Source organism: Tenacibaculum amylolyticum (assembly GCF_964511145.1).
GTDB classification, from domain to species: domain Bacteria; phylum Bacteroidota; class Bacteroidia; order Flavobacteriales; family Flavobacteriaceae; genus Polaribacter; species Polaribacter amylolyticum.
In genome coordinates this window covers 41,162-66,458 of record NZ_CAZEFZ010000030.1, presented here as the reverse complement: position 1 = coordinate 66,458, position 25,297 = coordinate 41,162, and the positions used below count along the sequence as shown (strand labels likewise).

The window sequence follows — 25,297 nt, the reverse complement described above, 5'->3', positions numbered from 1 at the left end:
ACTGAGCTTTAAAGCTCAGTTTTTTGTTTTTTATATACTAGAGTATTACTTCTTGATAAACTTGAAACTCTTTTTTCTTTGTTTATTTCTTACTGTTAATATATATAGCCCTTTTGCTAAAGAAGCTACTTTTTCTGATAATATAAATGAACCATTGTAATTTTTTATTTCTTTTTGAATGCTCAATTCACCATTTAAATTATGCACAGCAACAGTAACTTCATGTATTTGATCATTACTCGAGGTGTTTTTTAGTTCAATTGTAGTATCAATTAAGTTTGAAGTAAGACCAATACTTAATTGTTTAGAATTGTTAGTATATGTGCTATTAATCTGATCGTTTGATAATTTACCTATCGTAAAACCAGAAATAACAGAGCGGACAAATTTTTCATGCTTACCAGTTATATGAATACTATAAGTTCCAGATTCAAAATCAGAAGTGTCTAAATAAAACTCTTTAGTATCTTCATTATAAGAGAAATTATAGGCATAAGAATCGTTTTGAGTTGTATTACCATATAAATCTCCAGTTTTAGTAACCAAGGCATCAACAGCAATGTTTTTAAGAGGTAAATTAGTATTTGCGAAAGAAATAGTAAGTAAATTATTTTCTTTTCTAGGAATATACTTCATTTTAGGACCATTAGGAAAACGAATAAAAGCGGCAAATTTAGAATTTCCCTCAATTGAAATAGGAGTGGTAGATGTAGGTAGTATATAGCTACTACTATGTTTAGATAATTGCAGTCCTTTTACTTGTTGTTTAGGGTGTGTCCTAACGAGTTGCTTTTGATGAGAAGACAAGATGAAATCATCGCTTTCTTTTTCGTGAAATACCTCTATAGTAAGCTCATCGTATTTAGTATCGGGTATAATTTTATCATAAACATTTTCTGAATTTATGATTTGATAATCACTAAAGATAATTGGTTGAGAAACTGTTTTTTTTGAAGTAGGCTTCACTAGTGGAGTATTTAGAATAGGTTCTACATATTTCCAAACATATTGTCCCAATGCAATATCTACATGGTCTAATTTAGCTTCTCCCTTTTTAAATACATAAGTTCCGCCTGGTCGCAAAGAACTACTATAAGGAGTAACTCCATCATTGGTTCCTTGTGCTAAAAACAAAGTAGCACCACTAGTAAACATAAGAGGCGCTAAAATGGTATGTCCGTTTTTAAAACCAGAACCACCTAAAATAAAAAACTTTTCAGGTTGGTTGTTAGCTGCATTGTCAAAATGAGGTCTTACCACATCTCTACAATAATACGTTGTAGAAGTAGCGCTTCCTTCATTTAAGCCTGTTTTACGCCAAATCCAATTAAACCACCATTTCTGTGAAATATCGGCTAAATACGTACCCCAAAATGGAGTTCCTAAAGAAATAACACGTTTTACTTTATCTTTTTTATGATGTGTAAACATAGCAACTTCTGCAGCTTTACCACCATTACTATGTGCAATAATCGTAAGCCTAGGAATAGTATATTTTTGAGTAATAATATCAATTGACTCGGCAAGTAATTCTCCATTTACCCACATACCTTCACCTCTTGTTGTAGCAACAAATACAACTAAATAACCAGCATTGTATGCATCTTCATAAAATGTATTATTGGTGAAAAATAATTGGTTTAAATCAATATAGCCATGATTAAAAAGTAAAATTTCACCATTAAAGTTTGAAGGTTTTTTTCCATAATGAATGGTGGATTTTACTAAAGGGCCAATAAAAAAAGAACTTAATTTCTCAGGTGAAGGGAGTTGTTTTTCTATAAAATTTTGAGCAGTTAAAGTTATTGTACATAAAAACAGAACAATAATAATTTTTGTTTTTGTCATTTTGAAGGGTTTAAAATGTTAATTGGTTAAAAAATTAACGTTTTAAATATGAAAATGAAAACAAGGTGGAGTTTTAGTTATAATTTTTATGAGAAAACAGATTTTTACAATGGATTAATAACTTTTTTAAATTACTGTTATAAAGTGGTAGTTTATCGTTATTAGTAAATATTTTACTATAAATACAATAAAAAAAGCAACTCATTTAGAGTTGCTTTTTAATTATAATTTAATATTGTTTTAAGCATTTAAAGGCTTTCCATCCCAAGCTGCTTTAGCCGCTTCTTTCACAGCTTCAGAATATGTTGGATGTCCATGACAAATACGAGCTAAGTCTTCAGCAGAAGCTCTAAATTCCATTGCAACGGCAGCTTCCATAATTAAGTCAGCTACACGAGCACCAACCATATGTACACCTAATACTTCATCAGTATTTTTATCTGCTAATACTTTTACAAAGCCATCAATATCTCCACTAGCTCTAGATCTACCTAAAGCACGCATTGAGAATTTACCAGCTTTATATTCAACACCAGCATCTTTTAATTCTTGCTCAGTTTTACCAACAGCGGCAACTTCTGGCCAAGTATATACAATACCAGGAATTAAGTTATAGTCAATATGAGGCTTTTGTCCAGCTAAATATTCAGCAACAACAACACCTTCTTCTTCAGCTTTATGCGCTAACATGGCACCGCGTACTACATCTCCAATAGCATAGATATTAGAAACATTCGTTTGTAAATGATCATTTACTTCAACTTGTCCGCGCTCAGATACTTTAACACCAGCATTTTCTAAAGCTAAACCTTCAGTATAAGGGCGACGTCCTACGGCTACTAAACAGTAATCTCCAGTAAAAGTAACTTCTTCACCTTTTTTATTAGTAGCTTTTACAGTTACTTCCTCTCCATTTCTTTCAACAGCTGTTACACCATGACTAACATTGAATTTTACACCTTGTTTCTTTAAAACTTTTGTTAATTCTTTAGAAACGTCTTTATCCATTGTTGGAGTAATAGTAGGAGCATATTCAACTACAGTAACATCAGCACCTAAACGCTTGTACACAGAACCTAATTCTAAACCAATAACACCACCTCCAATAACGATTAAGTGTTTAGGTACTTCTTTAAGTTTTAAAGCTTCTGTAGATGTAATAATACGTTCTTTATCTATAGTAATAAACGGTAAGCTAGAAGGTTTAGAACCTGTAGCAATAATAATGTTAGTTCCTTCAATTACTTCAGAACTACCGTCATTTTTTGTAACTTTTACATGCGTAGCATCTTCAAATGAACCTAAACCTTCATAAACATCAATATTGTTTTTGTCCATTAAATATTTAATACCACCAGTTGTAGTTTCTACAACATTTGCTTTACGAGCTACCATTTTACCAAAGTCGAAAGAAGGTTTTTCAACAGAAATTCCATGCTCTTCGAAATGATGTACAGCATCATAATAGTGGTGAGAAGAATCTAATAAAGCTTTTGAAGGAATACATCCAACATTTAAACAAGTTCCACCTAAAGTCGAATATTTTTCAATAATAGCTACTTTAGATCCTAATTGAGCAGCTCTGATTGCAGAAATATATCCACCAGGTCCAGAACCAATAACGATTACATCGTATTTCATCTGTCTATTTTTTAGTGTTCAGAATAATGAGAACAAAAATACGATTATTTGTTGAAAATTCTTCGAATTCATATCTTTAAAAACTTAAAACTAACAATATGAAACATCTAAAAAAAATAGGAATAGCCTTGCTGGTTATTTTACTGTTGGCGCAGTTTATACAACCCACAGAAAATAAAGGAGAAGCCACTTCTTTATCTTCCTTTATAGAGGAAACAAAACCAAATAACGAAGTGCTTTCAATATTAAAAATAGCATGTTTCGATTGCCATAGTAACATAACTCGTTATCCTTGGTATAGTAATATTACACCAGTAAATTTTTGGATGGCACATCATGTAGAAGAAGGGAAGGAACATTTAAATTTTTCGGAATGGTCTTCGTATTCTCTTAAGAAGAAAGAACATAAAATGGATGAAGTTTGGGAAGAAGTAGTGGAACATGAAATGCCATTAGATTCTTATACTTGGACACATGAAGATGCTCGATTAACAGAAACACAAGTAAAACAACTTGTTGAGTGGGCAAAGACAGTGCAATCGAATTATAAAGAACAGTTAGCTAATTAATGCAAAAACTATTAGTAATAGGTTATGTTTGGGTAGAAAAAACTACTGGAGCAGGTAACCGAATGATGCAACTTATTGAGTTGTTTAAGGAAGAAGGGTGGCAAATAACTTTTGCAACACCTGCTCAAAAAACAGTAAATTCTCTAGATTTAACAACTCTAAATATTAATGAGGTTGCCATTGAGTTAAATAATATTTCTTTTGATTCTTTTGTTAAAGAATTAGAACCAACTGTAGTATTATTTGACCGATTTATGATGGAGGAACAATTTGGATGGCGTGTAGCAGAAAATTGTCCAAATGCTATAAGAATTTTGGATACTGAAGATTTACATTTTTTACGAAAAGTACGTCATCAACAACTTAAAAAAGGAGAAGAACTTACGAAAGAAGCCTTATTAGAGTCTAATGAAGCAAAAAGAGAAATTGCAGCTATGTTACGTTGCGATTTAAGTTTAATCATTTCTTCTTATGAGATACAACTATTGAAAGAAGTCTTCAAAATAGATGAAAGTTTGTTATACCATCTTCCCTTTTTACTAAATAAAATTAATGTACAGAAAATTAATAGTTGGCCTTCTTTTGAAGAAAGGGAACATTTTACTTTTATAGGGAACTTTTTTCATAAACCAAATGTAGATGCTGTTGTACAACTAAAAAAAATATGGAAGTTGATTAGAAAGAAACTTTCAAAAGTAGAAGTACATATTTACGGTGCATATGCTACACAACAGATAACAGAACTACATAATGAAAAAGAAGGTTTTATTATAAAAGGTTTTGCAGAAGATGCGTTAGAAGTTGTTAGAAAAGCAAAAGTAGTAATAGCACCACTGCGTTTTGGCGCTGGGATTAAAGGAAAACTAACAGAGGCAATGATATGTGGAACTCCAAGTGTTACTTCATCAATAGGAGCAGAGGGAATGCATAATGAACTTCCTTGGAGTGGATATATTGAAGATGATCTAGATAAATTTGCTGATAGTGCTATTAATTTATATACAAATAAAAAAGCATGGACTTTTGCTCAAAAAAATGGAATACAAATTATCAATACTTTATATGATAAAGATATACTTATTCCAAAATTTTTGAATAGACTGAATGAGCTTCAAGAGAATATTAGAACTCATAGAAATAATAATTTTTATGGAAGTATTTTACAACATCAAACGTTACAATCCACAAAATATATGAGTAAGTGGATTGAGGAAAAGAATAAAGAAAAAGAGTTGTAGTAAGTGTATAGACAATATAAAAAAATACGGTTTCCTTAACTTAATCGGATGAGAAAACCGTGTAAAATTACAATAATTAAAAAAATTATAGTTTATGTTCTAATTTTTCTAATCTTTTTTGCAGCGCTAATAGTTTTGTATTTAGATCTTTTAAAAGTTTATTTTCTTTTGTTAGCGCATCTATTTTAGAGTTTTGTTCGTCAATTGCTTTTTTATGCGCATTTAAACTTTTTTCTTGAGCAATAGTATATAAAGTTAATTCTTCTATTTTCTGCAATAATTTAGAGTCCATTTCCCCAAGGAATATCCCATTTTTCTCTACTTCTTCAGCACTAGGAATGTCTTTTAAATGTCCTTTGTCTTTAATATGGTTTTCTACTTCAGTAAGGGTAGGTAATTTATAATCATCATAAAAAACAAAATCAGACCAGCCTGTTTCAACTTTAATTTCTTTTGCTCTTATTTTTCCATTTACAGCTAATTTCCAAGAACCTGGAGTTGTAGTTCCAATTCCTACGCTACCATGGGCTTTGATAACCATTCTATCTGCATTATAATATGCACCATTCCAATATGTAGTGTGAAAACGAATATCGCCATAATATGAACTACCAGCAGGATTAGGATTTACAGAGTATATACCTGAGCCTCCTCTACCAAAACTTAAACCTCCTTTATAAGTTACTTGCCCACCAGTATTGTGAATAAGTGCTCCAGAAACAGATTCTGATATTATAAAAGTAGGTTCCTTTCCGTTTGGAAGAAAACTATTTTGAGTAGTTCCAGAGTAATTCTTAAAATCACTATAAGTAGCGTTTTTACCTCTTACTTCTAATTTAGCTTTAGGGTCGCTAATTCCAATACCAACAAAGCTATTACTTCTTAATACAGATAAAGCCATAACATCTGGCTGACCTATTAACCCAATACCATTTCCTTTATTAGTTCGAAGAAGAGACCAATCTCCAACATCATTATCTCTGTAGATTAATAAGTCTGTATTACTATTATTCATCTTAATTATGTTTGATTGGATAGAGCTTTTAGCAATAAGATTACCATTATGACCAAATGTTATTACTCTACCATTATTGTAGTCGTTAAAATATACAGCATCTGTAGTTCTATCGTAATCAAAGCCTCTAGCTTCAGAAAAACGTATTTGGTCACTTGGCACGTTAAGTTGTGCTTTAACTATTGAATTGTATCCTAACATAGCAACAATAGCAATCTTAATTTTTGTTTTCATAATTTTTATTTTAATTATATACGAAAAAATGAAAGCATTAATTGTTGTAGAAAAGATACATAGCAATCACTTTTTCATAGTTTTTAGTTAGCAAATTTAAAGAAATTTATAAAAAAACTATTATGCGTAATTAGTTAACGGTTTGTTTTTTCTGAGGAATTAATTGTGAATTTATTGATTTTTAGGGTTGTAATCTAAAGGTAATAAATTAGCAAAAGACTCGAAAGCCCAATAACCTTCATTAAAAGTAGCTGTAGGATCAATTAAAATTCCTGCTGGATCTATTTTAGATTTACCATGTAATAATACAAGATTAGATGTTTGAACTCCCGTAGGTTTTCTCTTTTTTCCAAAAGTACCTGTTAGATAATTTTCTTCTTCAGTTTCTTTAGTGTACACAACCATTAAATAATCTTTAAAATCTAAGAAAGGAATATTTTCTGTTCTAGAAATCATAGCACTGTAAGAGTCTAGATTACTTTTATAAAGATAGTCTCTGTATTTAGGCAATCTAGCTTTTCTCAAAGTAACTAGAGCACTGTCTAAAGGAGTGATAGGAGTATCAATTTTTTTAGTAAAGTTTACGGAGTTTCCATGTAATTTTATGAGTTGTTGGGCATGTTGAATTTTTTCTTCTGACGGTCTTTCAGGGTTTGGTACTCTTTTGAATTGATGGACTAAGAAACCATCTTCTTTTAAGTTCTCTGAGAGTAAACTTCTTAAAAAATGCATTTTAGACCCATTAAAAGCTTCTAAGCGGTTTTTCTGCCACTTTTTTCGGACAGATTTGCGTAGGTTTTCATAACGAGCATAACCGCTGTAGTATAGTTTATTTTGATCTAAGGTAAAATCCTCTAAATCATAAATGATTTTATACCCCAATCCATTATGTTTAATTATAAGAGGTTTTCGAGTTGTAGCGGTAAGGGAGTTTGTTTTGGAATCGAAATCAAAATGAATGTCTTTTTCATTCATAATTTTGCAACTTTCGGCAAGTTTAGATCTACCTAAGAAAGCTTTTTTAAAGCGATTTAAATTATACTTCCATTCATCATCGTATACAATTTTTGAAACTGTTACTTCGTCTAATAATGCAATATCTTCTTTTAGCGGAATCGTTAAAAAAGGAATAGAATCATGCGTGTTTAAGGTTTGTTGATATGTTTGGTATCCTAGGAAAGAAATCACTAAGGTGTAATTACCTTTTGGTATTTTTAATTGAAATTCTCCTTTACTATCAGAAATAGTGCCTACGGTAGTATTGTTAAAAAAGACGGAAGCACCTTCAAGAAGAGTATTGTTTTCAGAAATAATTTTGCCTTTTACAATTTGCTGTGAAAAGGTAAAAATACTGATTAACAAAAGAAAAATGGTAAGCCTCTTTTTCATATCAACGAATGTTTTTATAAAAATAGAAACTTACCAGTTATTTTAATACAATAGTTTGTTAATTATTGTTAATCAATCCTGCACGTTTTAATAGAGCCTCAGGTTTTGGTTCTTGTCCTCTAAAACGTTTGTATAATTCCATAGGTTTTTCTGTTCCACCTTTAGACAATACATGGTCTTTAAATTTTGTAGCAGTTTCTTTATTGAAAATTCCTTCTTGTTGAAAGTATTCAAAAGCATCAGCATCTAGTACTTCTGCCCATTTATATGAGTAATACCCAGCAGAATAACCACCTTGGAAAATATGTGAAAAAGCTGTGCTCATACAATTTTCAGCAACATCAGGATATAATCGAGTATTTTCAAAAGCTTTTAATTCGAATTCTTTTACTGAAGTTATTTTCTCTGGATTTGCTTCAGAATGCCAACTCATGTCGAGTAACCCAAAGCTTAACTGACGAAGTGTTTGCATTCCTTCATGGAATGTTGCAGATTCTTTAATTTTTTGCACATATTCCATAGGAATGATTTCTCCAGTTTCATAATGCTTAGCAAACAACTCTAAAGCTTCTTTTTCATAGCACCAGTTTTCTAGTACTTGACTTGGTAATTCTACAAAATCCCAAGAAACAGAAGTTCCAGATAAGCTACTGTAAGTCGTATTGGCTAACATTCCGTGTAATGCATGTCCAAACTCATGGAATAGTGTCGTAACTTCATTAAAAGTAAGTAAGGAAGGCTTTGTCTCTGTAGGTTTAGTAAAGTTACAAACAATAGAAACTTGTGGGCGTTCATTTACTCCATCTTTAACTTGCTGTGATTTATAAGAAGTCATCCAGGCACCATTTCGTTTTCCAGGCCTTGGGTGAAAATCTGCATAGAAATAAGAAATAAAGTCACCATTAGAATTGGTTACTTCGTATGTTTTTACATCTTCATGATATTTATCGATAGTATCAATTTCTTGAAATTGTAAATCAAATAAACGGTTTGCCACTTCAAAAACTCCATAGATTACATTTTCTAACTTAAAATATGGTTTTAAAAGCTCTTGATCTAAATCGAATAATTCTTTCTTTAACTTTTCAGAATAGTAAGCACCGTCCCATTTTTGAAGTTGCTCAATATTATCAAGCTTCTTAGCATAATTTTCTAAATTTTTAAACTCACGTTCCGCAGCTGGCTTAGCCTTGGTTAATAAGTTATTTAAAAAAGTTAATACTTGTTTTGGTGTTTCCGCCATCCTTTCTTCCAGCACAAATTGTGCATGCGATTCATATCCTAATAGTTGTGCTCTCTGATGGCGAAGAGTAACAATGTCTAATACGATTTGTTCGTTATTATTATCATTCTTTTGAAATCCTTTTTTGCCCATAGCAATAGCTAACTCTTTACGTAATTCTCTATTATCAGCATACGTCATAAAAGGAATATAGCTAGGATAATCTAAAGTAAATAACCATCCTTCTTTATCTTTTTGTTGCGCTAATAGCTTAGCGGCTTCTTTAGTACTATCAGGCAAACCTTTTAAATCATCTTCATTTGTGATAAGTAACTCATAAGCATTGGTGTCTGCTAATACGTGCTCTCCAAATTGCAATGAAAGTTTAGCTAATTCTGCATCTAATTTTCGTAGTGTTGCTTTTTTATCATCGTCTAAATTAGCACCATTTCTAGCAAAACCTTTGTATTGTTTTTCTAGCAACATGTCTTGCTCTGGTGTTAAGGTCAAAGCATCTTTTTGATCGTATACAGTTTTTACTCTTTTAAATAAGTCTGCATTTAAGATCATATCATTTTTAAACTCACTAAGCCAAGGAGAAATTTCTTTAGCAATTGTTTGAATTTCTTCATTAGTTTCAGCTGAATTCAAATTGAAAAAGATAGCAGTTATTCTGCTTAATTTTTCACCTGTATAATCCAATGCAACGGTGGTATTTTCAAATGTTGGGGCTGCTGAATTATTTACAATTGCTTCAATTTCTTCTTTTGCAAGTTGTATAGCTTCTTTTATGGCTGTTTTATAGTGCTCTTCCTTGATAGATTGAAAAGGAGGAGTATCAAATTCTTTTAATAAAGGATTGTTAATCATTATTGAATATTAATTTTAATTAAAGGGTATGTACAAATACTAATTTTAAAAGAAAGTATATAATTGCTAAACATAAAACCCAATATTATTAATGAAACAAAACCTCACAAATTGATGAACTTGTGAGGTTTATTATTCTTGTACTAAGGTACTTATTTTTTTACGTTTTTAGAAGCCTTTTCTACCTTTAGTTTTAATCCTTCTTTATATGCTATAATTTTATCTAAAACACATTTGTCTGAAGCTCCAATAATTTGTGCAGCTAAAATTCCAGCATTTTTTGCCCCATCTAAAGCAACTGTTGCAACTGGAACTCCTCCAGGCATTTGTAAAATAGATAATACCGAATCCCAACCGTCAATTGAATTTCTACTTTTTACAGGAACTCCAATTACTGGTAATGGACTCATACTAGCTACCATACCTGGTAAATGTGCAGCGCCACCAGCGCCAGCAATAATAACTTGAATTCCTCTTTGATGTGCATTTGTAGCATAATCGAATAATTTTTCTGGAGTTCTATGGGCAGATACAATATCTACTTCTATTTGAATATCCATACTTTCTAAAACATCAATTGCTTCTTGCATAATGGGAAGATCAGAATCGCTTCCCATAATAATTCCTACCATAATTTGTTGTGTTGAGTTGTTGTATATTATTTAGAAATAACTTTTACAGTTTCTTTTACTTGTTGTGCAATTGCTCTTGCTTTGTCTACATTTTCATGAACTATAGTTACATGACCCATTTTACGAAAAGGTTTGGTAATCTTTTTTCCATATAAATGAGGAGTAACACCATCTATACTCATGATTTCTTCAATATTTTCATATAAAACAGGACCAGTATGTCCTTCAGCTCCAACTAAATTTACCATAATACCAGCAACTTTACTTGCAGTATCTCCCAATGGAAGATCTAGAATACTTCGTACATGTTGTTCAAACTGATTGGTATAACTTGCTTCAATACTATAATGTCCAGAATTATGCGTTCTTGGTGCTACTTCATTTACAAGAATTTGATCATCTTGAGTTTGAAACATTTCTACAGCAAGTAACCCAACGAAATCAAAAGCGTCTGCAACTTTTAATGCTACTTCTCTAGCTTTTTTAGCTACAGTATCATCTATACGAGCAGGACAAATAACATATTCTACTTGATTTGCTTCTGGATGAAATTCCATTTCTACTACAGGATAGGTCTTAACTTGTCCTTTTTTGTTTCTAGCAACAATAACAGCCAATTCATTTTTAAAAGGAACTAATTGCTCCGCAATACATTCTCCTTCGGGTAAATTTTCTAAATCACTATAATCTTTTACAACTTTTACACCATTGCCATCGTATCCAAATCGAGCTGATTTCCAAACGAAAGGAAAGTCAATAATGCTATTTTGATAAGAGTGTTTTAGTTCTTCCAAATATGCATAATGCATGAAGTCTGCTGTGGGGATATTATATTGCTGATAGAATTTTTTTTGCTGCGCCTTGTTCTGTATAATTCTTAAGTTACTAGGTTTTGGATATACAGGAATTCCTTCACTTTCTAATTTATCTAAGGCTTCTATATTTACATTTTCAATTTCAATGGTTAATAAATCAACGTTTTTACCAAAATTATATACCGTATCAAAATCGAGTAAATCTCCTTGATGGAACTCATTACAAATTCGAGCACATGGAGCATCTTCAGATGCATCTAGAATTACCGTGTAAATATCTAATTTTTGAGTTTCGGCTAGTAGCATTCTACCTAATTGTCCGCCACCTAAAACTCCTAGTCTAAAGTTTGAAGAAAAATAATGTTGCACTTTTGTTAGTTTGTGTTGTTGTATGCACAAAAGTAAGAATCTTATCGAAGTAGTAATACGATTTTACAAGGTAATTTGCAATGCACTACTACTAATTTGCGTAACAGTATATTCTAAGGCAAAACATCCATTACCATCTATAGGAGAACCATTTAAAGAATTATATTCTTTTTGGCTACAAGGGCAAATTAATTTTAAACCATCAAAGGTCATACGGTTAGAACAATCTTTTTCTGGACACTGTAAATCATATACTTTAAAAGAGCTAGAAGTTCTTCGTATAATAATAACATCTCGTCCTCCTATTCTTGCTATTGTATGTCCACCTGGTACTTGAATATCTATAAATTGAGGGTTTGATAAATTAATTGTTTCATTCATGGAAATCCCTAAAAAACAATTACTCACAACAGGATTGTTAGAACAACCCATAAAAACAACACCTACTAATATTAGGAAAAATTTCTTCATGATACTTAAAGCTTTATAACTTAACAAACGGCGCTAATTTACAAATATTTTGTACATTTGTAAGACAATCTCATTCCTAGCGGACTGAGATTTTTAGATTTTTAACCCCTCGTTTTTGAGGCGTAAAGAAGTTGTTTAGCACTATTTTATAGTGAAATAGTATAACTCTTTGCGTAATGTAGATTAAAAAAGAGAAGAGATGAGTAACGTATCATATTATACAGAAGAAGGATTAAGAAAGCTAAAAGATGAATTAGCACATTTAGAGCAAGTTGAACGTCCTAGAGTTTCTCAAGAAATAGCAGACGCTAGAGATAAAGGTGATTTGAGTGAGAATGCAGAATATCATGCAGCTAAAGAAGAACAATCGTTATTAGAAACTAAAATAGCGAAATTAAAAAATGTAGTTGCGAATGCAAGAATCATAGATGAAAGTCAATTAGATACATCAAAAATATTAATACATTCTATTGTGAAGTTGAAAAATTCAACAAACGGAATGGAGTTTACGTATACTTTAGTTGCAGATAGTGAAAGTGATGTTAGAAATGGAAAACTTTCTGTAAACTCACCTATAGGTAAAGGTTTATTAGGAAAAAAAGTAGGAGATGTTGCAGAGATTCAAGTTCCAAATGGACTCATGAAATTTGAAGTTATGGAAATTTCTAGATAACAATTGAATAGAAAAATAGTACAGTAAATATAAAAACGTGTTGTTAAGCAACGCGTTTTTTATTTACTTTTACTTTAAGAGAAACAATATTATGGCAAGCATTTTTACAAAAATCGTTCAAGGAGAAATTCCATCATATAAAATAGCTGAAAATGAGCATTTCTATGCTTTTTTAGATATCAATCCAAATTCAGCAGGACATACATTAGTAATTCCAAAAAGAGAAGAAAATAAGCTTTTCGATCTGTCTAAAGATGAATATTTAGGGTTAATGGAGTTTAGTTATAAAGTAGCTAAAGCATTGGAGAAATCTATTCCTTGTGAGCGTATTGGAATGAGTGTAATTGGGTTAGAAGTACCACACGTACATGTGCATTTAATCCCGATACATACTATGGATGACATGCGATTTGTAAACAAACAACAATTGTCAAATGATGAGTTCGTAGCATTAGCCGCTAAGATTGCAGAAAACGTTGAATAGTTAGATGAGAAATATTTTTTTTGGAAGTATTATAAGTCTTTTCTTTTTTTCTTGTACTAGTAAAACGAAGAAAGTAGAAAAGGTTGAAGAGGACTTATACCAGTGCTTAATGAGCTCTTTAACTAAGGCAGAAGAAAAAAAATTAGATTCGATTATAACCGCTTATGAAAAGCATTTGATTGATAAAGGAATTATAGCTTCATCTGATGCGAGAAGTTATTGGGGTTTATATAAGAATATCGCAAATACTGGGCGTTATAATTTTTCAAATGAGTTTGATTTTGCGAATAAAGTGAGCTTTTTAAATAGAAAAGATAGCATTCAAAACCAAAAACTAGTGGATTGCCACGAGAGTATATTTGCATCAGAGAAGTATTTAAACTCTAATCAGTATGCATTATTAAAGCAAATAGAGGCCACAGGAAAAGCAAATTCTCCTGTAGTTGTGGCAAAATCTATGGTAAAACACTTAGCAGTTGAAGATTTTGAATTAAAATATAATCGTTTAAACACATTAATGTTTATTGAACGTTTGAAGTAGACAAAGGGACTTTTTGCATTTGAATTTCAAAAGTAGTCCCTTTTCCAATTTCAGATTTTTGCACAAATATTCTTCCTTTATGATAATCTTCAATTATTCGTTTAGATAAGGATAAACCAAGTCCCCAACCTCTTTTCTTTGTAGTAAATCCAGGTTTAAATACTTGATTAAATTTTGATTTAGGAATTCCTTTACCAGTATCGGAAATATGAATAAAGACTCTAGTTTCATTTGTGGTAAGTGTAACATCTATAGCTCCTTTACCTTGCATAGCATCTATAGCGTTTTTAATCAGGTTTTCAATTACCCAACCATATAATTCAGTATTTAATTTTACAGGAATTGTTTCTGCAACTGTATTAAAAGAAAATATAACTTGTTTAGAGCTTCTTGTTTGTAAATAATCAAATGCATTTTTAGTAATAGCGACCAAGTTATGTTCATCTAATTTAGGCAAAGATCCTATTTTCGAAAAACGATTGGCAATAATATTCAGTCTATTTACATCATTTTCAATCTCATCTACATATTGCTGACTAATGTTTTCGCTTCGTAAAATAGCAACCCAACCCAGTAAGGAAGATAAAGGAGTTCCTATTTGATGCGCTGTTTCCTTGGCCATTCCAGTCCATAGTTTATTTTGTTCAGCAACTTTATTGGAGTTGAAAAAGAGGTAAATTACCGCTAGAAATAATCCTAAAATTAAAATTAAAGCTATAGGATAGTAGGTGAGCTTATAAATTAAATCCGAATCTCTATAATAGATATATTCTGTTTTACCTAAGTAATTTATTTCAATTGGTTTGTTTTGTTTTTTCATTAAAGCCAATTGCTGTTGTAGGTAGAAAATATCGTCTTCTCTGTTTGGGTCTAAATTATGTACTTCTTTAATAGTTCCATTTTGACTTACAGAAATACAAGGAATGTCATTGTTACCAATAGCTTTCAGTTCAAGATTCATATTTGCATCTAAATCTGGATTATTTCCAAACTCTTCTATAGCAGTAGCAAAGAGTTCCATTTTAGCTCGTTCCTCTTGTTTGAACTTTTTGAAAAAAATATAGGTGTTCCATAAGATTAATGATACAATAGAAAAAGAAATTAATATGATTAATCTTTTAGCAGAAAATATGTTTCTAGAAAAACTCATTCGTCAAATATAAACTATTCCTAAAGTATAACTTTATAACCAAAAGCATAGTATATTTACAGTCTAGAATTCCAAAACAACATCCAAAAAATGTTAACTATAAACCCAAAAGAAATTCCTACAGGAAAATTACATCAATATTTATTGGGAGCTATAGCACCTAGACCTATTGCTTTTGCTAGTACAATAGATGCAGAAGGAAATCCTAATTTATCTCCGTTTAGCTTCTTTAATGTTTTTGGTGCCAATCCGCCTATTATGATTTTTTCTCCTGCGAGAAGCGTGAGAAATAATACAACAAAGCATACATTAGATAATGCAGAAGAAATAAAAGAGGTAGTAATAAATGTTGTGAATTACGACATTGTACAACAAATGTCTCTAAGTAGTACGATGTATCCAAAAGGAGTAAACGAGTTTGAAAAATCTGGACTTACGATGCTACCTTCAGAAGAGGTAAAGCCTTTTAGAGTAGCAGAATCACCTGTACAGTTTGAGTGTAAAGTAATTGATATTATTTATACAGGAAAAGAAGGAGGGGCAGGTAATTTAATAGTTTGCGAAGTTGTAAAATTACATATAAACGAAGAGGTATTAGATGCAGATGGGCAAATAGATCAATACAAAATAGATTTAGTAGCCAGAGCTGGAGGGAGTTATTATTCTAGAGCCAGAGACGGGTTTTTTGAAATTCCAAAACCACTATTTACATTAGGAATGGGAGTAGATCAAATTCCAGAAAACATAAGAAATAGTAACGTCTTAACAGGGAATAATTTAGGGATGTTAGCGAATGTTGAAGGGATGCCAACGCAAGAGAATGTTGATAACTTTGCGAAAGAACATCCACATTTAGTTGGAGTTACAGAGGAAAAAAAACATACATTTGCACAAGAGTATTTATTAAAGAATGATGTAGAGAGTGCTTGGAAAGTACTTTTAATTAAATAAGTAAGATTATGGAAGTTATAGGGAAGATCAAAATTATTAACGAAACACAAACATTTGGTAGCAACGGATTTAGAAAGAGAGAATTAGTTGTAACAACTGATGAGCAATATCCGCAAATGATATTAATTGAATTTATTCAAGATAAGTGTGATTTGTTAAATAATTTCCAAGTTGGACAAGATGTAAAAGTTTCAATTAACTTAAGAGGAAGAGAGTGGATTAACCCAGAAGGTGTTGCTAAATACTTTAACTCAATCCAAGGATGGAGAATTGAGAACTTACAACAGGCAGCTTCTCAAAATGTACCACCAGCAGATCAATTTCAACCTGCTCCGGATTTAACAGATAATGAGCCAGACGATTTACCTTTCTAATTTTAGAAAGGAACTATATAAAAAAGAGTGCAAAATTTTGCACTCTTTTTTTGTTGGCTATATATGAATGTTTTTACTAAATTTAGTGACTAAAATTGAAATGAATATCCGATAATTTATAATTAATAAACTGTAAGACGCTGCTTCTAATGTGTTAGATATGTGGTTTATTTTTAGGTTTTATCATAAAATAAATGAATTAAAAATTTATGATGAAGATTTAAAATCGGATAGTCAATAAATTAATTAACAACCCAAAAAAATCACAAAATGTTAAACGAGATTCAAAAGTTAGGAACTGAATTAACCAAAGTAAAACAACAATCAATTAATGGAGGAGGAATACCTGTAATATGTCGTGTTCTATGTCCTTCTTATTGTCATTGTGCTGGTCAAAGATATGATCAATGTGCATATCCAGATGGAAGACATTGTCATGCATTATAGTAAAATGTAAATAAAAAATCTGTGAAAATTCATTCGCAGATTTTTATTTTTAATATCACTTTAGTGAAATCTTATTTTTTATCAGGCATAGGTCCTCTTAAATGTATGATTAAACCATTTAAGAAATTCCTCAAAATCTGATCACCACATTCCATATACTTAGGATGATCTTCTTTTCTGAAAAAAGCACCTAATTCTGCTTTAGAAACTTTAAAATCTACTAATGCACAGATTTCAATAATGTCTGTATCTCTCAATTTATGCGCTACACGTAGCTTCTTAAAAATATCGTTATTTGTTAATGCCATAGCACAAAGGTATCATTAAAATAAGAGTTAAAGTACTATTAGCATTCGAAAATTAGAAACAAGACGACTATATTTAAAGATACAAGAACAAAGACTCTTTGATTTCCTAATAATTATAATTTAATCTGGATGTTCAATTTATATTTTTTAAGATCTAGATAAAACTAGTAAGGTTTAAGTGTTTGTAAGATAGTTGCTTAATTTTATAAAAAGAAGTCGAGTGAGTTCTGTTTACAGTTTCCATTAAAAGACCTTCCGTAATCTAAAGACGAATAAAATTGCTACAATACAGCTAATAGTAAGCACACCAAAACTATAAGATAAGTTGCTAATCTTAGAAATATAACCCATAAAAACAGGAGCGCTAACAAAACCTAGAAAACCAATTCCAGAGACAAATGAAATAGCTACAGGTGGTGTATAAGTTTTACTTCTACTAGCTAATCTAATGAGTTCTGGGAAAATTACTGAAAAACCAATTCCTAAAAAGCTAAATCCAACGATCGTGATTATGAATTGCGCTGTTAAGACAAGTAAATGGCCTACAATAGCTATTAAAAAGCCATAAAGAAGCACTTTAAAAGAGCCAATATTAGCGCTAATTCGATCCCCAAAAAAGCGCCCGAGCATCATAAAAAAGGAAAAGAAAAGAAACCCTAAACCTATTGCATTATCATTAGCATGTACACGATCTTTTAAAAATAAAGAGCTCCAATGTTCAATAGCCCCTTCATTTCCTGAAATAATAATTCCTATAAGAGCCAGTAGTAATAATGGTTTAAATTTAGAAAATGAAAATTGCTCTTTTTCTTTTTTGATATATGTTTTTATAGCATAATACTGTCGTATACAGAATAAGTTTACAGAGCTAACTAATAGAATTATAATTAAAAAATGAATATATGGTTGCTCTATAAACGTTAGCAATATTCCTCCAAGTCCAGCTCCAATCACACCGCCTAAGCTAAAAAAACCGTGAGCAGTTGACATAAAGTTTACTTGATCTTCTCGTTCTATTTCTGCTACTAAAGAATTCATTGCAATGTTGGTTATAGAAGAGAAAATACCAACAATAAATAAAGCAAGGCATAATTGGTAATAGGAAGTTGATAGAATTGGGAAAATATAAAATACAGTAAATAATAAAATTCCGATACCTGTAATCTTCCCAGTGCCAAACCTATTGATAATTTTAGGAGCAAAAGGAATACTTATTAAAGCTCCAATTGCAAAAGAGAATAAGGCAATGCCTATTTCGGCATCATTTAAGTTTAGTTTGTCTTTTACATAAGGAATGTAAAGAATCCAAGTCCCCATTAAAATGTTAATAGAAGCAAACACAAATAAAGGAGCAAAATACCTTGGATTGCTAACTATTTTTAAAACAGTTTTCATAGCCACAAAGGAAACTTACTTTTTTAGGAAAAAATGTGCGTTTTTATGCGTTTTATAATATTAAATAATCACTTCTTAACTTACTACAGAAAAAATGGCCCATGCGTAAATAGCAAACCTTAGAAATCTAAATAATCCGAAGATAACCACATTCTTAAAAGGATATTTAATCATACCAGCAGTTAAACAGCTAATAGCAAAAGGTAATGGTAATAAAGCTCCAACTAAAATTAAAAAACCACCCCATTTTTTAGTGTTTTTTAGGTGTTTAGCCATTTTTACTTCTAAGTACTGTTTTACAGCATGAATTTTTAAAGAAGCTTTTCCTATAAAATAAGCGGTAAGACCACCTAAGTAAGACAATGTAGCGAGTATAGAAAGGGTAACAAAAGGATCAGAAGTTTTTTTAGACCAAGCAATAAAAATTTCTGGAGGAATTAATCCTAATATTGTTTCAGAAATGAAAAACGTAATTAACAAACTAGTTCTAGAGAAAGTCTCTGTCATAGTTTGTAAGCCATCATTAATATTATAAACATATTTATTAAATAGTACTAAAGCAACAACTACAGCTACTATTGGCCAAAAAGCTTTTTTTAAACTTTCCCATATAAACATGTAAAAACCTGTACGTTGATAATAATTATGCAAACGTTTTACATGTGGATCTTTATTCTTCTTTTTATTTTTTTGATTCATTATCGTCTCCTCCAAACTTTTAGACCGCAAAAATAGCTCCCTTTTTACGATTATGAAAGCTAAAACTTACTATTTTTATGAGCTAAATCAACTAAATATGAAGGTAACGAAACTCATTGAGAATCTTTTTAAGAAATACATTCCTTCTCCGTTTACAATAGCAATACTACTTACACTCTTTTCATTAGGGTTAGCTTTTCTAGTAACAAAACCTCAAAATGAAGCTGTAGGAAACTATATTTTTACTGTTTTTGGATATTGGGAAGCTGGTATTTGGAATAATGATTTGCTTGTGTTTGCATATCAAATGATGTTAATCTTAGTACTAGGGCATGTATTAGTATTGAGTAAACCAATGAGTAATTTAATATTAAAACTAACAAAATATTGCACCAATACAGCAAATAGTGCCATGTTAGTAAGTAGTGTAACCATGTTAGTTGCGTTCTTTAATTGGGGGTTAGGATTAATATTTGGAGCCTTATTAGCAAGAAAAGTTGCAGAAGATGCAATTAAAAGAGGTATACAATTAAATTATCCTATTATTGGAGCTGCAGGTTATGTAGGATTAATGGTTTGGCATGGTGGGATTTCTGGATCTGCACCCATAAAAATTAATGAGAAAGGACATATTAAAAGTATTATGGAATCTATTTCTTCTGAGGAAGTTTTAGCTAAAATTCCAGAGGTTATTAGTTATAATGAAACAGTATTGAGTTGGTGGAATTTAATTATATTTTTGGTTGTACTAATAGCTATTTCAACTACATTTTATCTTTTAGGAAAAAGAGCAAAACCCACTAAAATTGAATTTGAATCTACACAGAATATAGATGATAAAGAAGAAATACAAACTGAAGCAGAAAAATTAGATAGTTCTAAATTTTTAGCTATGTTATTTGGTGTCTTAATACTAGTAACATTTATTTATAAATATCATACAAACATTCTAGAGCTAAGAATTACGCCAAACTTGATTAATTTCTTTATGTTCGGTTTGGCTATTTTGTTGCATGGAAGTTTTAAGAAATTCACGAATGCAATTGGGGTGGCTATTTCAGATGTTTCAGGAATCCTGATTCAATTTCCTTTATATTTTGGAATTATGGGAATTATGAAAAGCACGGGAATGGTAGCTATGATTTCTAGCTTTTTTGTTTCCATAGCAACTACAACAACATTACCAATTTTTACTTTTTTTAGTGCGGGATTAGTTAATATTTTTGTGCCAAGTGGAGGAGGACAATGGGTTGTGCAAGGACCTATTGTTGTTGAAAGTGCTTTACAATTAGGAGTTCCATTACCTAAAGCAATTATGGCATTAGCTTATGGAGATCAAATTACCAATATGTTACAACCGTTTTGGGCATTGCCATTATTAGGAATTACAAAATTAAAAGCAAAAGAAATTCTTCCGTATACGTTAATAGCCATGGTAGTGGGAACTATTGTTTATGTGGCGGGCTTAATTATTTTATAATGTATTTTTGGTTAGGAGAAGAGATTGAATTTCCACCATATGAATGCACTTCAAAAGAAGGAGTAATTGCATTAGGAGGAGATTTAACAACAGAAAGATTAGTATATGCATACCAAAGAGGGATTTTTCCTTGGTTTAATGAAGGTGAACCTATTGTTTGGTATAGTCCAGAAGAACGAATGGTATTATTTCCTGAAGAACTCAAAGTTTCAAAATCGATGAAACAGGTTTTGAGAAAGGAGGACTTTACAATTACAGAGAACCAGAATTTTGCAGAAGTAATTCAGAATTGCAAACAGATTTACAGAAAAGATCAAGATGGTACTTGGATTACAGATAGTATGAAGCAAGCGTATATACAATTGCATAAAAAAGGATTTGCAAAGTCTATTGAGGTTTTGAAAGGTGGAGAATTGGTAGGAGGATTATATGGAGTAGATTTAGGAAATGGCGTGTTTTGCGGAGAAAGCATGTTTAGCAAAGCTAGTAATATGAGCAAAGTAGCTTTTATATATTTAGTACAAAACTGCGGATATAAACTAATTGATTGTCAAGTACACAACGATCATTTAGAAAGTTTAGGAGCCAGAGAAATACCAAGAGATGAATTTCTAACTTTTTTGAATGAAAAATAAAGATGAAAGTAAGATGGCTAAAAGGTGTATTAAAAACTCACTCTAAATAGTATATTAGGTGTAGTTCTTAAACCAATAACAGTTTCTTCTATAATTTGAGTAGTATCTCCTTCTAGTACAGAAGATTTGTCAATCTCATTTTCTTGATTGTAAACATTTAAAAAAGAAAGGCCCAGTCTAGCTTTAGTTTTTTTATGCTTTCCTAATTTAAAATCATAAATAATACTAGCATCCAATCTATGATAATTTGCTAAACGAGCATTGTTCTGTGAATCATACACTAAGGCATTTTCAACTTGATTATCTACATTTACAAAAGAACGTGTACCTGAAGGTTGAGCATAAGGTTTTCCAGTAGCGAAATGCCAACCTAATGAAAATTGGAATTGCTTGAGTTTATAAGTGTTCGAAAAACTAATTACATGTCGTTGATCGAAATTACCAGGAAAATTAGAAGCTTGTAATGCCCCAAAATTAAATAAGGTTTTACTTAAAGAGTAGCTTAACCATGTTCTAAATCGGTGAATTCTCTTTTTAACTAAAATGTCAATTCCGTAAGATGTACTTTGCCCAGAAAAATAATCTTCATTGGTTGCATTCGTAAAACCTCTTGTAAAGGTGGTTAAACCTTTGGTATATTTATAATAACCTTCCACATCAACCTTCCAGTTATTTTTATCATATAAAAAACCACCTGTAAGCTGATGGTTGTTCAATACTGGAATTTCACTATCGTTAGCTAAAGTCCAAGTATTATTATCTAAGCCTAATTCATCAAATTCAAAAGTTATTAATTGACTAATAGATTGGTTTTTAATTTCGCCAGAACCTTTTAGTTTTAAGACAGGATTGATTTGATAATCTGCATAAAAACGTGGCTCAAAAAAAGTTGTATTAAGCTTCGATAAAATACTCATTCTAGCTCCAGAACGTATATGCCATTTAGACGAGTTGTATACGTGTTCTGCATATAAACTAGTTGTATGTAATGTATTATTTTGAATTTCATCTTCTATAGTTGCATCCACAAAATCAATAGTAAAAGCAACGTCATAATCAGCATAATCTGCTCCAAAAATGAGCTTGTTTTTTGAGTTTAGAAGTACTTCAGACGCTACTATAATTCCAAAATCTTGTACTGAATTTGTTCGATTATAACTTCCATTATCTTCTGTGTTTGTTTCTAATAAACTACTATCCGACTTATAATCGGAATAATTAATACTAGTCGTTAATTTAAAGTTTTTAGTTAGCCAATTATCAGATTGTAAGCTAAAACCATTGTTTTGTAAATTCAGTCTATCATTAGAAGTCATACCTTCCAAATTAGCATTTGCATAATCTAATTTGTTTCGTACAAATAAGCTACTAAAGTTAAGCTGGTGTTTTTCTGAAATTCTCCAAGTTGCTTTTGCATTAAAGTCAACAAAGTAAAACTGGTCTTTTAAAATGCGGAGTTCTTCTTCTTGTACTTGCTGATTGTTGTCTTCAATTTTAGTGTTTTGAAAGATTTTATTACCAAGTTTTCGATAAGTTATAGAGTTAAAAACATCTGTTAATGAACGTCTAGCCGCTATAAAAATTCCTAATTCATTTTTAATAATAGGAAGTTTTAGAAATGCATCTGAATGCAAGAGATTACTACCTATTCCAGCAGCTGTTTTAGTAAAAATATCAGTTGCAGAATGCATATCAATAATTCCAGAAATTCTATTTCCATATTTAGAGCTAGCTCCGCTTTTGTAAATATCTACTCTTTCTGTGATATACGGATTAAAAGCTGAAATCATCCCAAATAAATGTCCTTGATGATACATTTTTATGCCATCCCAAAGAATCAAATTCTGATCGGGAGTTCCTCCACGAATATGCAAGTTGGTAGCGGATTCTGTAGGACTGGAAATTCCAGGAAGCAGTTGTAAACTCTGCATTACATCAGATTCTACCAAACCTGGAAGTACGCCCATTTTGGTTGGACTTAATACAATAGAACCATCCTCTTCATTTTGGTTAAAACCAGAAGTTAAGTATTCAGAAACAACCAATACCTCATCTAAAGTATAGTTAGAAATAGTTTGCTGCTTGGTTGTAAGTACAATATTTTTTGCATCTATAAACTCAGAGTTTATATTGTTTTGAAGTTCAATTTCTAGTAGAAAAATATCTAAATTTAAAAGGCCTTTGTATGTAAAGTATTGCGATTTAAAAATAGCATCGTTATATGAAAAACGTATGCTAAAATAGTTTTCTACTTCTTTAACAACCTCTTCTAAGTCTGCTTTGTTATAAGAGACATGTTTGTTTTGACAAGCTACATCAAAAGATAAAAAGAAGAAAATAAAAACTACTAAAAATTGTTTCACTATTATTTTTTAATCGTCACTTTGTTATTTTCAAAGCTAAAAGGAATATTCATAGAAACAAAAATAGTTTTTAATGCATTTTCAACATTATCATGAGAAAAACGTCCAGAAAAATAAGCTGGTTTTAAGTTGTCTTTTCCTTCGATAGTAATATGAAACTGACGTTCTAACTCATTAATAACTTCTAAAATAGGAACATTATTGAAAGAACTTTCATTAGCTATCCAACTAGGAGTACTGTCGCTTATACTATATGATTCGTGTGTGCCGTTCTTTATCGTGTAACCTTTCCCTTTTGTTAATATAACTGGAGTTTTATTGGAAACTGTAACTTGCACTTTCCCTTCATAACAAATGACATTATAATAGTTATCTCTATTATTTACAATGAATTGAGTTCCCAACACTGTTACTGTACCTTGTTCTGTTTCTACCTGGAAAGTTTGTCCTTTTTTCACTTTAAAATAAGCTTCACCATTTAAGACAACCTTCCGATTATTTTTCCAGTTAAAACGACTGTATGTAATTTTTGAATAGGCATTTAAGACAACCTCCGAACTATCTGGGAGGAAAAAACTAAGATGCTCTGCCTGCTGTGTTGTATATTTTATGTTTTGAAAGAAAAATAAATAACTAAAAACAACAATCACTGCAGCAGCAACGCCGCTCATCCAATAAGGATACAACTTACGTGCTTTTTTGGGAGTTGTTTTTTGCTGTTCAATTTTATAAAGTGTAGCATTTAAGTTCTCAGCAATATCATGCTGTGGAAATTCTGCAAATTCTAAGGTGCCTATAATCTGTGTATAGTACTCATAATCTTCAGAAGCTTCAAAATCTTTCAGTTCTTTTTCTGAAAGTTCATTAGCTAACCAGCGAGCTAAAAATGTATCATCGTATTTTTCAGCCATAAATTTTAATTTGCGTTGTTATGTATACAACCGTAAGGGATGAAAAAACCCTATTAAATTTTATAATTTTTAATATCTTTTCGTAAACTTTGTAATGCTGTATGCATTCTTCTTTCTACTGTTTTTACTGAAATATCTAGCATTTCAGCAATCTCCCGATATTTCTTTTTCTCGATTCTATTCAGTAAAAAAATCTCTCGATCTCTTGGATCAAGTTTATTAATAGCATTGGTTAATTCTTGCTGAAATTCTTTTTCTCTAAATAAAAATTCAGGATCTTCTTTATTTATGTTAACTCTTTTCTGATTGCGATATTTTAAGATTACCTTACCATGTTCATACTCATTAAAAAAAGCATTTTTAGTAACTGTAAAAAGAAATGATTTAGCTTTCTCTAAAGGTACTTTAGCACAGTTATTCCATAACTTCACAAAAGCTTCCTGACTTAAATCCTGTGCCTGTGCTGTATCTCCGCATTTCAAATAAATAAAATTACAAACAGTTTGAAAGTAATCGTTAAATACTTTCTTAAAAACAAGTTCGTTGCAAATGGAGCTTAGTGATTTTGCCATA

The 25,297-nt window shown here is 31.0% G+C and carries 25 protein-coding genes; 10 read left to right on the top strand and 15 right to left on the bottom strand.

All coding sequences use genetic code 11. From position 1 onward, the window contains the following. Positions 1-45: 45 nt before the first annotated feature. Entirely contained in the window at positions 46-1,848 is a 1,803-nt protein-coding gene (locus tag ACKTTC_RS10960) for a T9SS type A sorting domain-containing protein (protein WP_408039869.1), read from the bottom strand. Between the two features lie 240 nt (positions 1,849-2,088). Next, positions 2,089-3,489: a dihydrolipoyl dehydrogenase gene (gene lpdA, locus ACKTTC_RS10955; protein ID WP_408039868.1), complete on the bottom strand. Its 1,401-nt coding sequence runs from the start codon at positions 3,487-3,489 to the stop codon at positions 2,089-2,091. Positions 3,490-3,587: 98 nt separating this feature from the next. Between lpdA and ACKTTC_RS10950 the strand changes: the two genes are divergently transcribed. Next, positions 3,588-4,058: a heme-binding domain-containing protein gene (locus ACKTTC_RS10950; RefSeq protein WP_408039867.1), complete on the top strand. Its 471-nt coding sequence runs from the start codon at positions 3,588-3,590 to the stop codon at positions 4,056-4,058. Next, positions 4,058-5,296, top strand: coding sequence for a glycosyltransferase (locus ACKTTC_RS10945; RefSeq protein WP_408039866.1), 1,239 nt, complete (start codon positions 4,058-4,060; stop codon positions 5,294-5,296). Before ACKTTC_RS10950 ends, ACKTTC_RS10945 begins: the two co-directional genes overlap by 1 nt. Before the next feature lie 85 nt (positions 5,297-5,381). Here the strand turns inward: ACKTTC_RS10945 and ACKTTC_RS10940 are convergent, their stop codons facing one another. The 6 genes from ACKTTC_RS10940 to ACKTTC_RS10915 form a co-directional block, all read right to left on the bottom strand. Beyond that, positions 5,382-6,545, bottom strand: coding sequence for a hypothetical protein (locus tag ACKTTC_RS10940; RefSeq protein WP_408039865.1), 1,164 nt, complete (start codon positions 6,543-6,545; stop codon positions 5,382-5,384). 171 nt (positions 6,546-6,716) lie between these two features. Beyond that, positions 6,717-7,934 (bottom strand): carboxypeptidase-like regulatory domain-containing protein, encoded by a 1,218-nt coding sequence (locus ACKTTC_RS10935; RefSeq protein WP_408039864.1) that lies wholly within the window; start codon positions 7,932-7,934, stop codon positions 6,717-6,719. Between the two features lie 58 nt (positions 7,935-7,992). After that, positions 7,993-10,026 carry a M3 family metallopeptidase gene (locus ACKTTC_RS10930; RefSeq protein WP_408039863.1) on the bottom strand — a complete coding sequence of 678 codons (2,034 nt, stop codon included), beginning with the start codon at positions 10,024-10,026 and terminating at the stop codon, positions 7,993-7,995. A gap of 152 nt (positions 10,027-10,178) precedes the next feature. After that, complete coding sequence (gene purE / locus ACKTTC_RS10925) at positions 10,179-10,658, bottom strand: 5-(carboxyamino)imidazole ribonucleotide mutase (protein WP_408039862.1); 480 nt, start codon at positions 10,656-10,658, stop codon at positions 10,179-10,181. 26 nt (positions 10,659-10,684) lie between these two features. Next, positions 10,685-11,842 carry a 5-(carboxyamino)imidazole ribonucleotide synthase gene (locus ACKTTC_RS10920; RefSeq protein WP_408039861.1) on the bottom strand — a complete coding sequence of 386 codons (1,158 nt, stop codon included), beginning with the start codon at positions 11,840-11,842 and terminating at the stop codon, positions 10,685-10,687. 63 nt (positions 11,843-11,905) lie between these two features. Next, positions 11,906-12,313: a Rieske (2Fe-2S) protein gene (locus ACKTTC_RS10915; protein ID WP_408039860.1), complete on the bottom strand. Its 408-nt coding sequence runs from the start codon at positions 12,311-12,313 to the stop codon at positions 11,906-11,908. Between the two features lie 199 nt (positions 12,314-12,512). Between ACKTTC_RS10915 and greA the strand changes: the two genes are divergently transcribed. The 3 genes from greA (at position 12,513) to ACKTTC_RS10900 (ending at position 14,011) form a co-directional block, all read left to right on the top strand. Beyond that, the gene (gene greA, locus ACKTTC_RS10910; protein ID WP_408039859.1) at positions 12,513-12,986 is read left to right on the top strand and encodes a transcription elongation factor GreA; all 474 of its coding nucleotides are present in this window, start codon (positions 12,513-12,515) and stop codon (positions 12,984-12,986) included. Positions 12,987-13,077: 91 nt separating this feature from the next. Next, complete coding sequence (locus ACKTTC_RS10905) at positions 13,078-13,470, top strand: HIT family protein (protein WP_408039858.1); 393 nt, start codon at positions 13,078-13,080, stop codon at positions 13,468-13,470. 4 nt (positions 13,471-13,474) lie between these two features. After that, on the top strand, positions 13,475-14,011 hold the full coding sequence (locus ACKTTC_RS10900; RefSeq protein WP_408039857.1) for a hypothetical protein: 537 nt from the start codon (positions 13,475-13,477) through the stop codon (positions 14,009-14,011). Here the strand turns inward: ACKTTC_RS10900 and ACKTTC_RS10895 are convergent. Further along, the gene (locus ACKTTC_RS10895) at positions 13,992-15,161 is read right to left on the bottom strand and encodes a sensor histidine kinase (protein WP_408039856.1); all 1,170 of its coding nucleotides are present in this window, start codon (positions 15,159-15,161) and stop codon (positions 13,992-13,994) included. The two genes, ACKTTC_RS10900 and ACKTTC_RS10895, sit on opposite strands and share 20 nt — an antisense overlap. A 90-nt stretch (positions 15,162-15,251) precedes the next feature. Here ACKTTC_RS10895 and ACKTTC_RS10890 point away from each other — a divergent pair, with 90 nt between their 5' ends. The 3 genes from ACKTTC_RS10890 to ACKTTC_RS10880 all read left to right on the top strand — a co-directional run bounded on the left by ACKTTC_RS10890 (position 15,252) and on the right by ACKTTC_RS10880 (position 16,933). Next, the gene (locus ACKTTC_RS10890) at positions 15,252-16,112 is read left to right on the top strand and encodes a flavin reductase family protein (RefSeq protein WP_408039855.1); all 861 of its coding nucleotides are present in this window, start codon (positions 15,252-15,254) and stop codon (positions 16,110-16,112) included. A gap of 8 nt (positions 16,113-16,120) precedes the next feature. Continuing rightward, positions 16,121-16,486: a DUF3127 domain-containing protein gene (locus ACKTTC_RS10885; RefSeq protein WP_408039854.1), complete on the top strand. Its 366-nt coding sequence runs from the start codon at positions 16,121-16,123 to the stop codon at positions 16,484-16,486. 270 nt (positions 16,487-16,756) lie between these two features. After that, a complete protein-coding gene (locus ACKTTC_RS10880) occupies positions 16,757-16,933 on the top strand; it encodes a hypothetical protein (protein ID WP_408039853.1) in 177 nt (58 codons plus the stop codon). Positions 16,934-17,004: 71 nt separating this feature from the next. Here ACKTTC_RS10880 and ACKTTC_RS10875 read toward each other — a convergent pair whose 3' ends face one another. The 3 genes from ACKTTC_RS10875 to ACKTTC_RS10865 all read right to left on the bottom strand — a co-directional run bounded on the left by ACKTTC_RS10875 (position 17,005) and on the right by ACKTTC_RS10865 (position 19,335). Then, positions 17,005-17,241, bottom strand: a complete 237-nt coding sequence (locus tag ACKTTC_RS10875; RefSeq protein WP_408039852.1) for a DUF1456 family protein — start codon at positions 17,239-17,241, stop codon at positions 17,005-17,007. Between the two features lie 243 nt (positions 17,242-17,484). Further along, positions 17,485-18,636 carry an MFS transporter gene (locus ACKTTC_RS10870; protein ID WP_408039851.1) on the bottom strand — a complete coding sequence of 384 codons (1,152 nt, stop codon included), beginning with the start codon at positions 18,634-18,636 and terminating at the stop codon, positions 17,485-17,487. Between the two features lie 75 nt (positions 18,637-18,711). Next, a complete protein-coding gene (locus ACKTTC_RS10865; protein ID WP_408039877.1) occupies positions 18,712-19,335 on the bottom strand; it encodes a YqaA family protein in 624 nt (207 codons plus the stop codon). A 97-nt stretch (positions 19,336-19,432) separates the two neighbouring features. On the opposite strand from ACKTTC_RS10865, the gene ACKTTC_RS10860 reads away from it, so the two are divergent. Beyond that, positions 19,433-20,815: a short-chain fatty acid transporter gene (locus tag ACKTTC_RS10860; protein ID WP_408039850.1), complete on the top strand. Its 1,383-nt coding sequence runs from the start codon at positions 19,433-19,435 to the stop codon at positions 20,813-20,815. Beyond that, positions 20,815-21,450, top strand: coding sequence for a leucyl/phenylalanyl-tRNA--protein transferase (gene aat / locus ACKTTC_RS10855; RefSeq protein WP_408039849.1), 636 nt, complete (start codon positions 20,815-20,817; stop codon positions 21,448-21,450). The genes ACKTTC_RS10860 and aat overlap by 1 nt, the downstream gene beginning before the upstream one ends. A gap of 29 nt (positions 21,451-21,479) precedes the next feature. On the opposite strand, the gene ACKTTC_RS10850 is transcribed toward aat, so the two are convergent. From ACKTTC_RS10850 to ACKTTC_RS10840, 3 genes are read right to left on the bottom strand one after another with little or no spacing between them, the layout of a single operon-like run. Then, the gene (locus ACKTTC_RS10850) at positions 21,480-23,813 is read right to left on the bottom strand and encodes a TonB-dependent receptor plug domain-containing protein (protein ID WP_408039848.1); all 2,334 of its coding nucleotides are present in this window, start codon (positions 23,811-23,813) and stop codon (positions 21,480-21,482) included. A 2-nt stretch (positions 23,814-23,815) separates the two neighbouring features. Further along, entirely contained in the window at positions 23,816-24,724 is a 909-nt protein-coding gene (locus ACKTTC_RS10845) for a FecR family protein (RefSeq protein ID WP_408039847.1), read from the bottom strand. 53 nt (positions 24,725-24,777) lie between these two features. Beyond that, positions 24,778-25,296 (bottom strand): RNA polymerase sigma factor, encoded by a 519-nt coding sequence (locus tag ACKTTC_RS10840; RefSeq protein ID WP_408039846.1) that lies wholly within the window; start codon positions 25,294-25,296, stop codon positions 24,778-24,780. Position 25,297 lies beyond the last annotated feature (1 nt).

Coding starts and splice junctions, on each gene's coding strand:
- purE (WP_408039862.1), bottom strand. CDS start 10,658: ATGGTAGGAATTATTATGGGAAGCGATTCTGATCTTCCCATTATGCAA.
- ACKTTC_RS10940 (WP_408039865.1), bottom strand. CDS start 6,545: ATGAAAACAAAAATTAAGATTGCTATTGTTGCTATGTTAGGATACAAT.
- ACKTTC_RS10840 (WP_408039846.1), bottom strand. CDS start 25,296: ATGGCAAAATCACTAAGCTCCATTTGCAACGAACTTGTTTTTAAGAAA.
- ACKTTC_RS10870 (WP_408039851.1), bottom strand. CDS start 18,636: ATGAAAACTGTTTTAAAAATAGTTAGCAATCCAAGGTATTTTGCTCCT.
- greA (WP_408039859.1), top strand. CDS start 12,513: ATGAGTAACGTATCATATTATACAGAAGAAGGATTAAGAAAGCTAAAA.
- ACKTTC_RS10930 (WP_408039863.1), bottom strand. CDS start 10,026: ATGATTAACAATCCTTTATTAAAAGAATTTGATACTCCTCCTTTTCAA.
- ACKTTC_RS10845 (WP_408039847.1), bottom strand. CDS start 24,724: ATGGCTGAAAAATACGATGATACATTTTTAGCTCGCTGGTTAGCTAAT.
- ACKTTC_RS10900 (WP_408039857.1), top strand. CDS start 13,475: ATGAGAAATATTTTTTTTGGAAGTATTATAAGTCTTTTCTTTTTTTCT.
- aat (WP_408039849.1), top strand. CDS start 20,815: ATGTATTTTTGGTTAGGAGAAGAGATTGAATTTCCACCATATGAATGC.
- ACKTTC_RS10860 (WP_408039850.1), top strand. CDS start 19,433: ATGAAGGTAACGAAACTCATTGAGAATCTTTTTAAGAAATACATTCCT.
- ACKTTC_RS10865 (WP_408039877.1), bottom strand. CDS start 19,335: ATGAATCAAAAAAATAAAAAGAAGAATAAAGATCCACATGTAAAACGT.
- ACKTTC_RS10915 (WP_408039860.1), bottom strand. CDS start 12,313: ATGAAGAAATTTTTCCTAATATTAGTAGGTGTTGTTTTTATGGGTTGT.
- ACKTTC_RS10885 (WP_408039854.1), top strand. CDS start 16,121: ATGGAAGTTATAGGGAAGATCAAAATTATTAACGAAACACAAACATTT.
- ACKTTC_RS10935 (WP_408039864.1), bottom strand. CDS start 7,934: ATGAAAAAGAGGCTTACCATTTTTCTTTTGTTAATCAGTATTTTTACC.
- ACKTTC_RS10945 (WP_408039866.1), top strand. CDS start 4,058: ATGCAAAAACTATTAGTAATAGGTTATGTTTGGGTAGAAAAAACTACT.
- ACKTTC_RS10950 (WP_408039867.1), top strand. CDS start 3,588: ATGAAACATCTAAAAAAAATAGGAATAGCCTTGCTGGTTATTTTACTG.
- ACKTTC_RS10960 (WP_408039869.1), bottom strand. CDS start 1,848: ATGACAAAAACAAAAATTATTATTGTTCTGTTTTTATGTACAATAACT.
- ACKTTC_RS10895 (WP_408039856.1), bottom strand. CDS start 15,161: ATGAGTTTTTCTAGAAACATATTTTCTGCTAAAAGATTAATCATATTA.
- ACKTTC_RS10905 (WP_408039858.1), top strand. CDS start 13,078: ATGGCAAGCATTTTTACAAAAATCGTTCAAGGAGAAATTCCATCATAT.
- ACKTTC_RS10890 (WP_408039855.1), top strand. CDS start 15,252: ATGTTAACTATAAACCCAAAAGAAATTCCTACAGGAAAATTACATCAA.
- lpdA (WP_408039868.1), bottom strand. CDS start 3,489: ATGAAATACGATGTAATCGTTATTGGTTCTGGACCTGGTGGATATATT.
- ACKTTC_RS10875 (WP_408039852.1), bottom strand. CDS start 17,241: ATGGCATTAACAAATAACGATATTTTTAAGAAGCTACGTGTAGCGCAT.
- ACKTTC_RS10880 (WP_408039853.1), top strand. CDS start 16,757: ATGTTAAACGAGATTCAAAAGTTAGGAACTGAATTAACCAAAGTAAAA.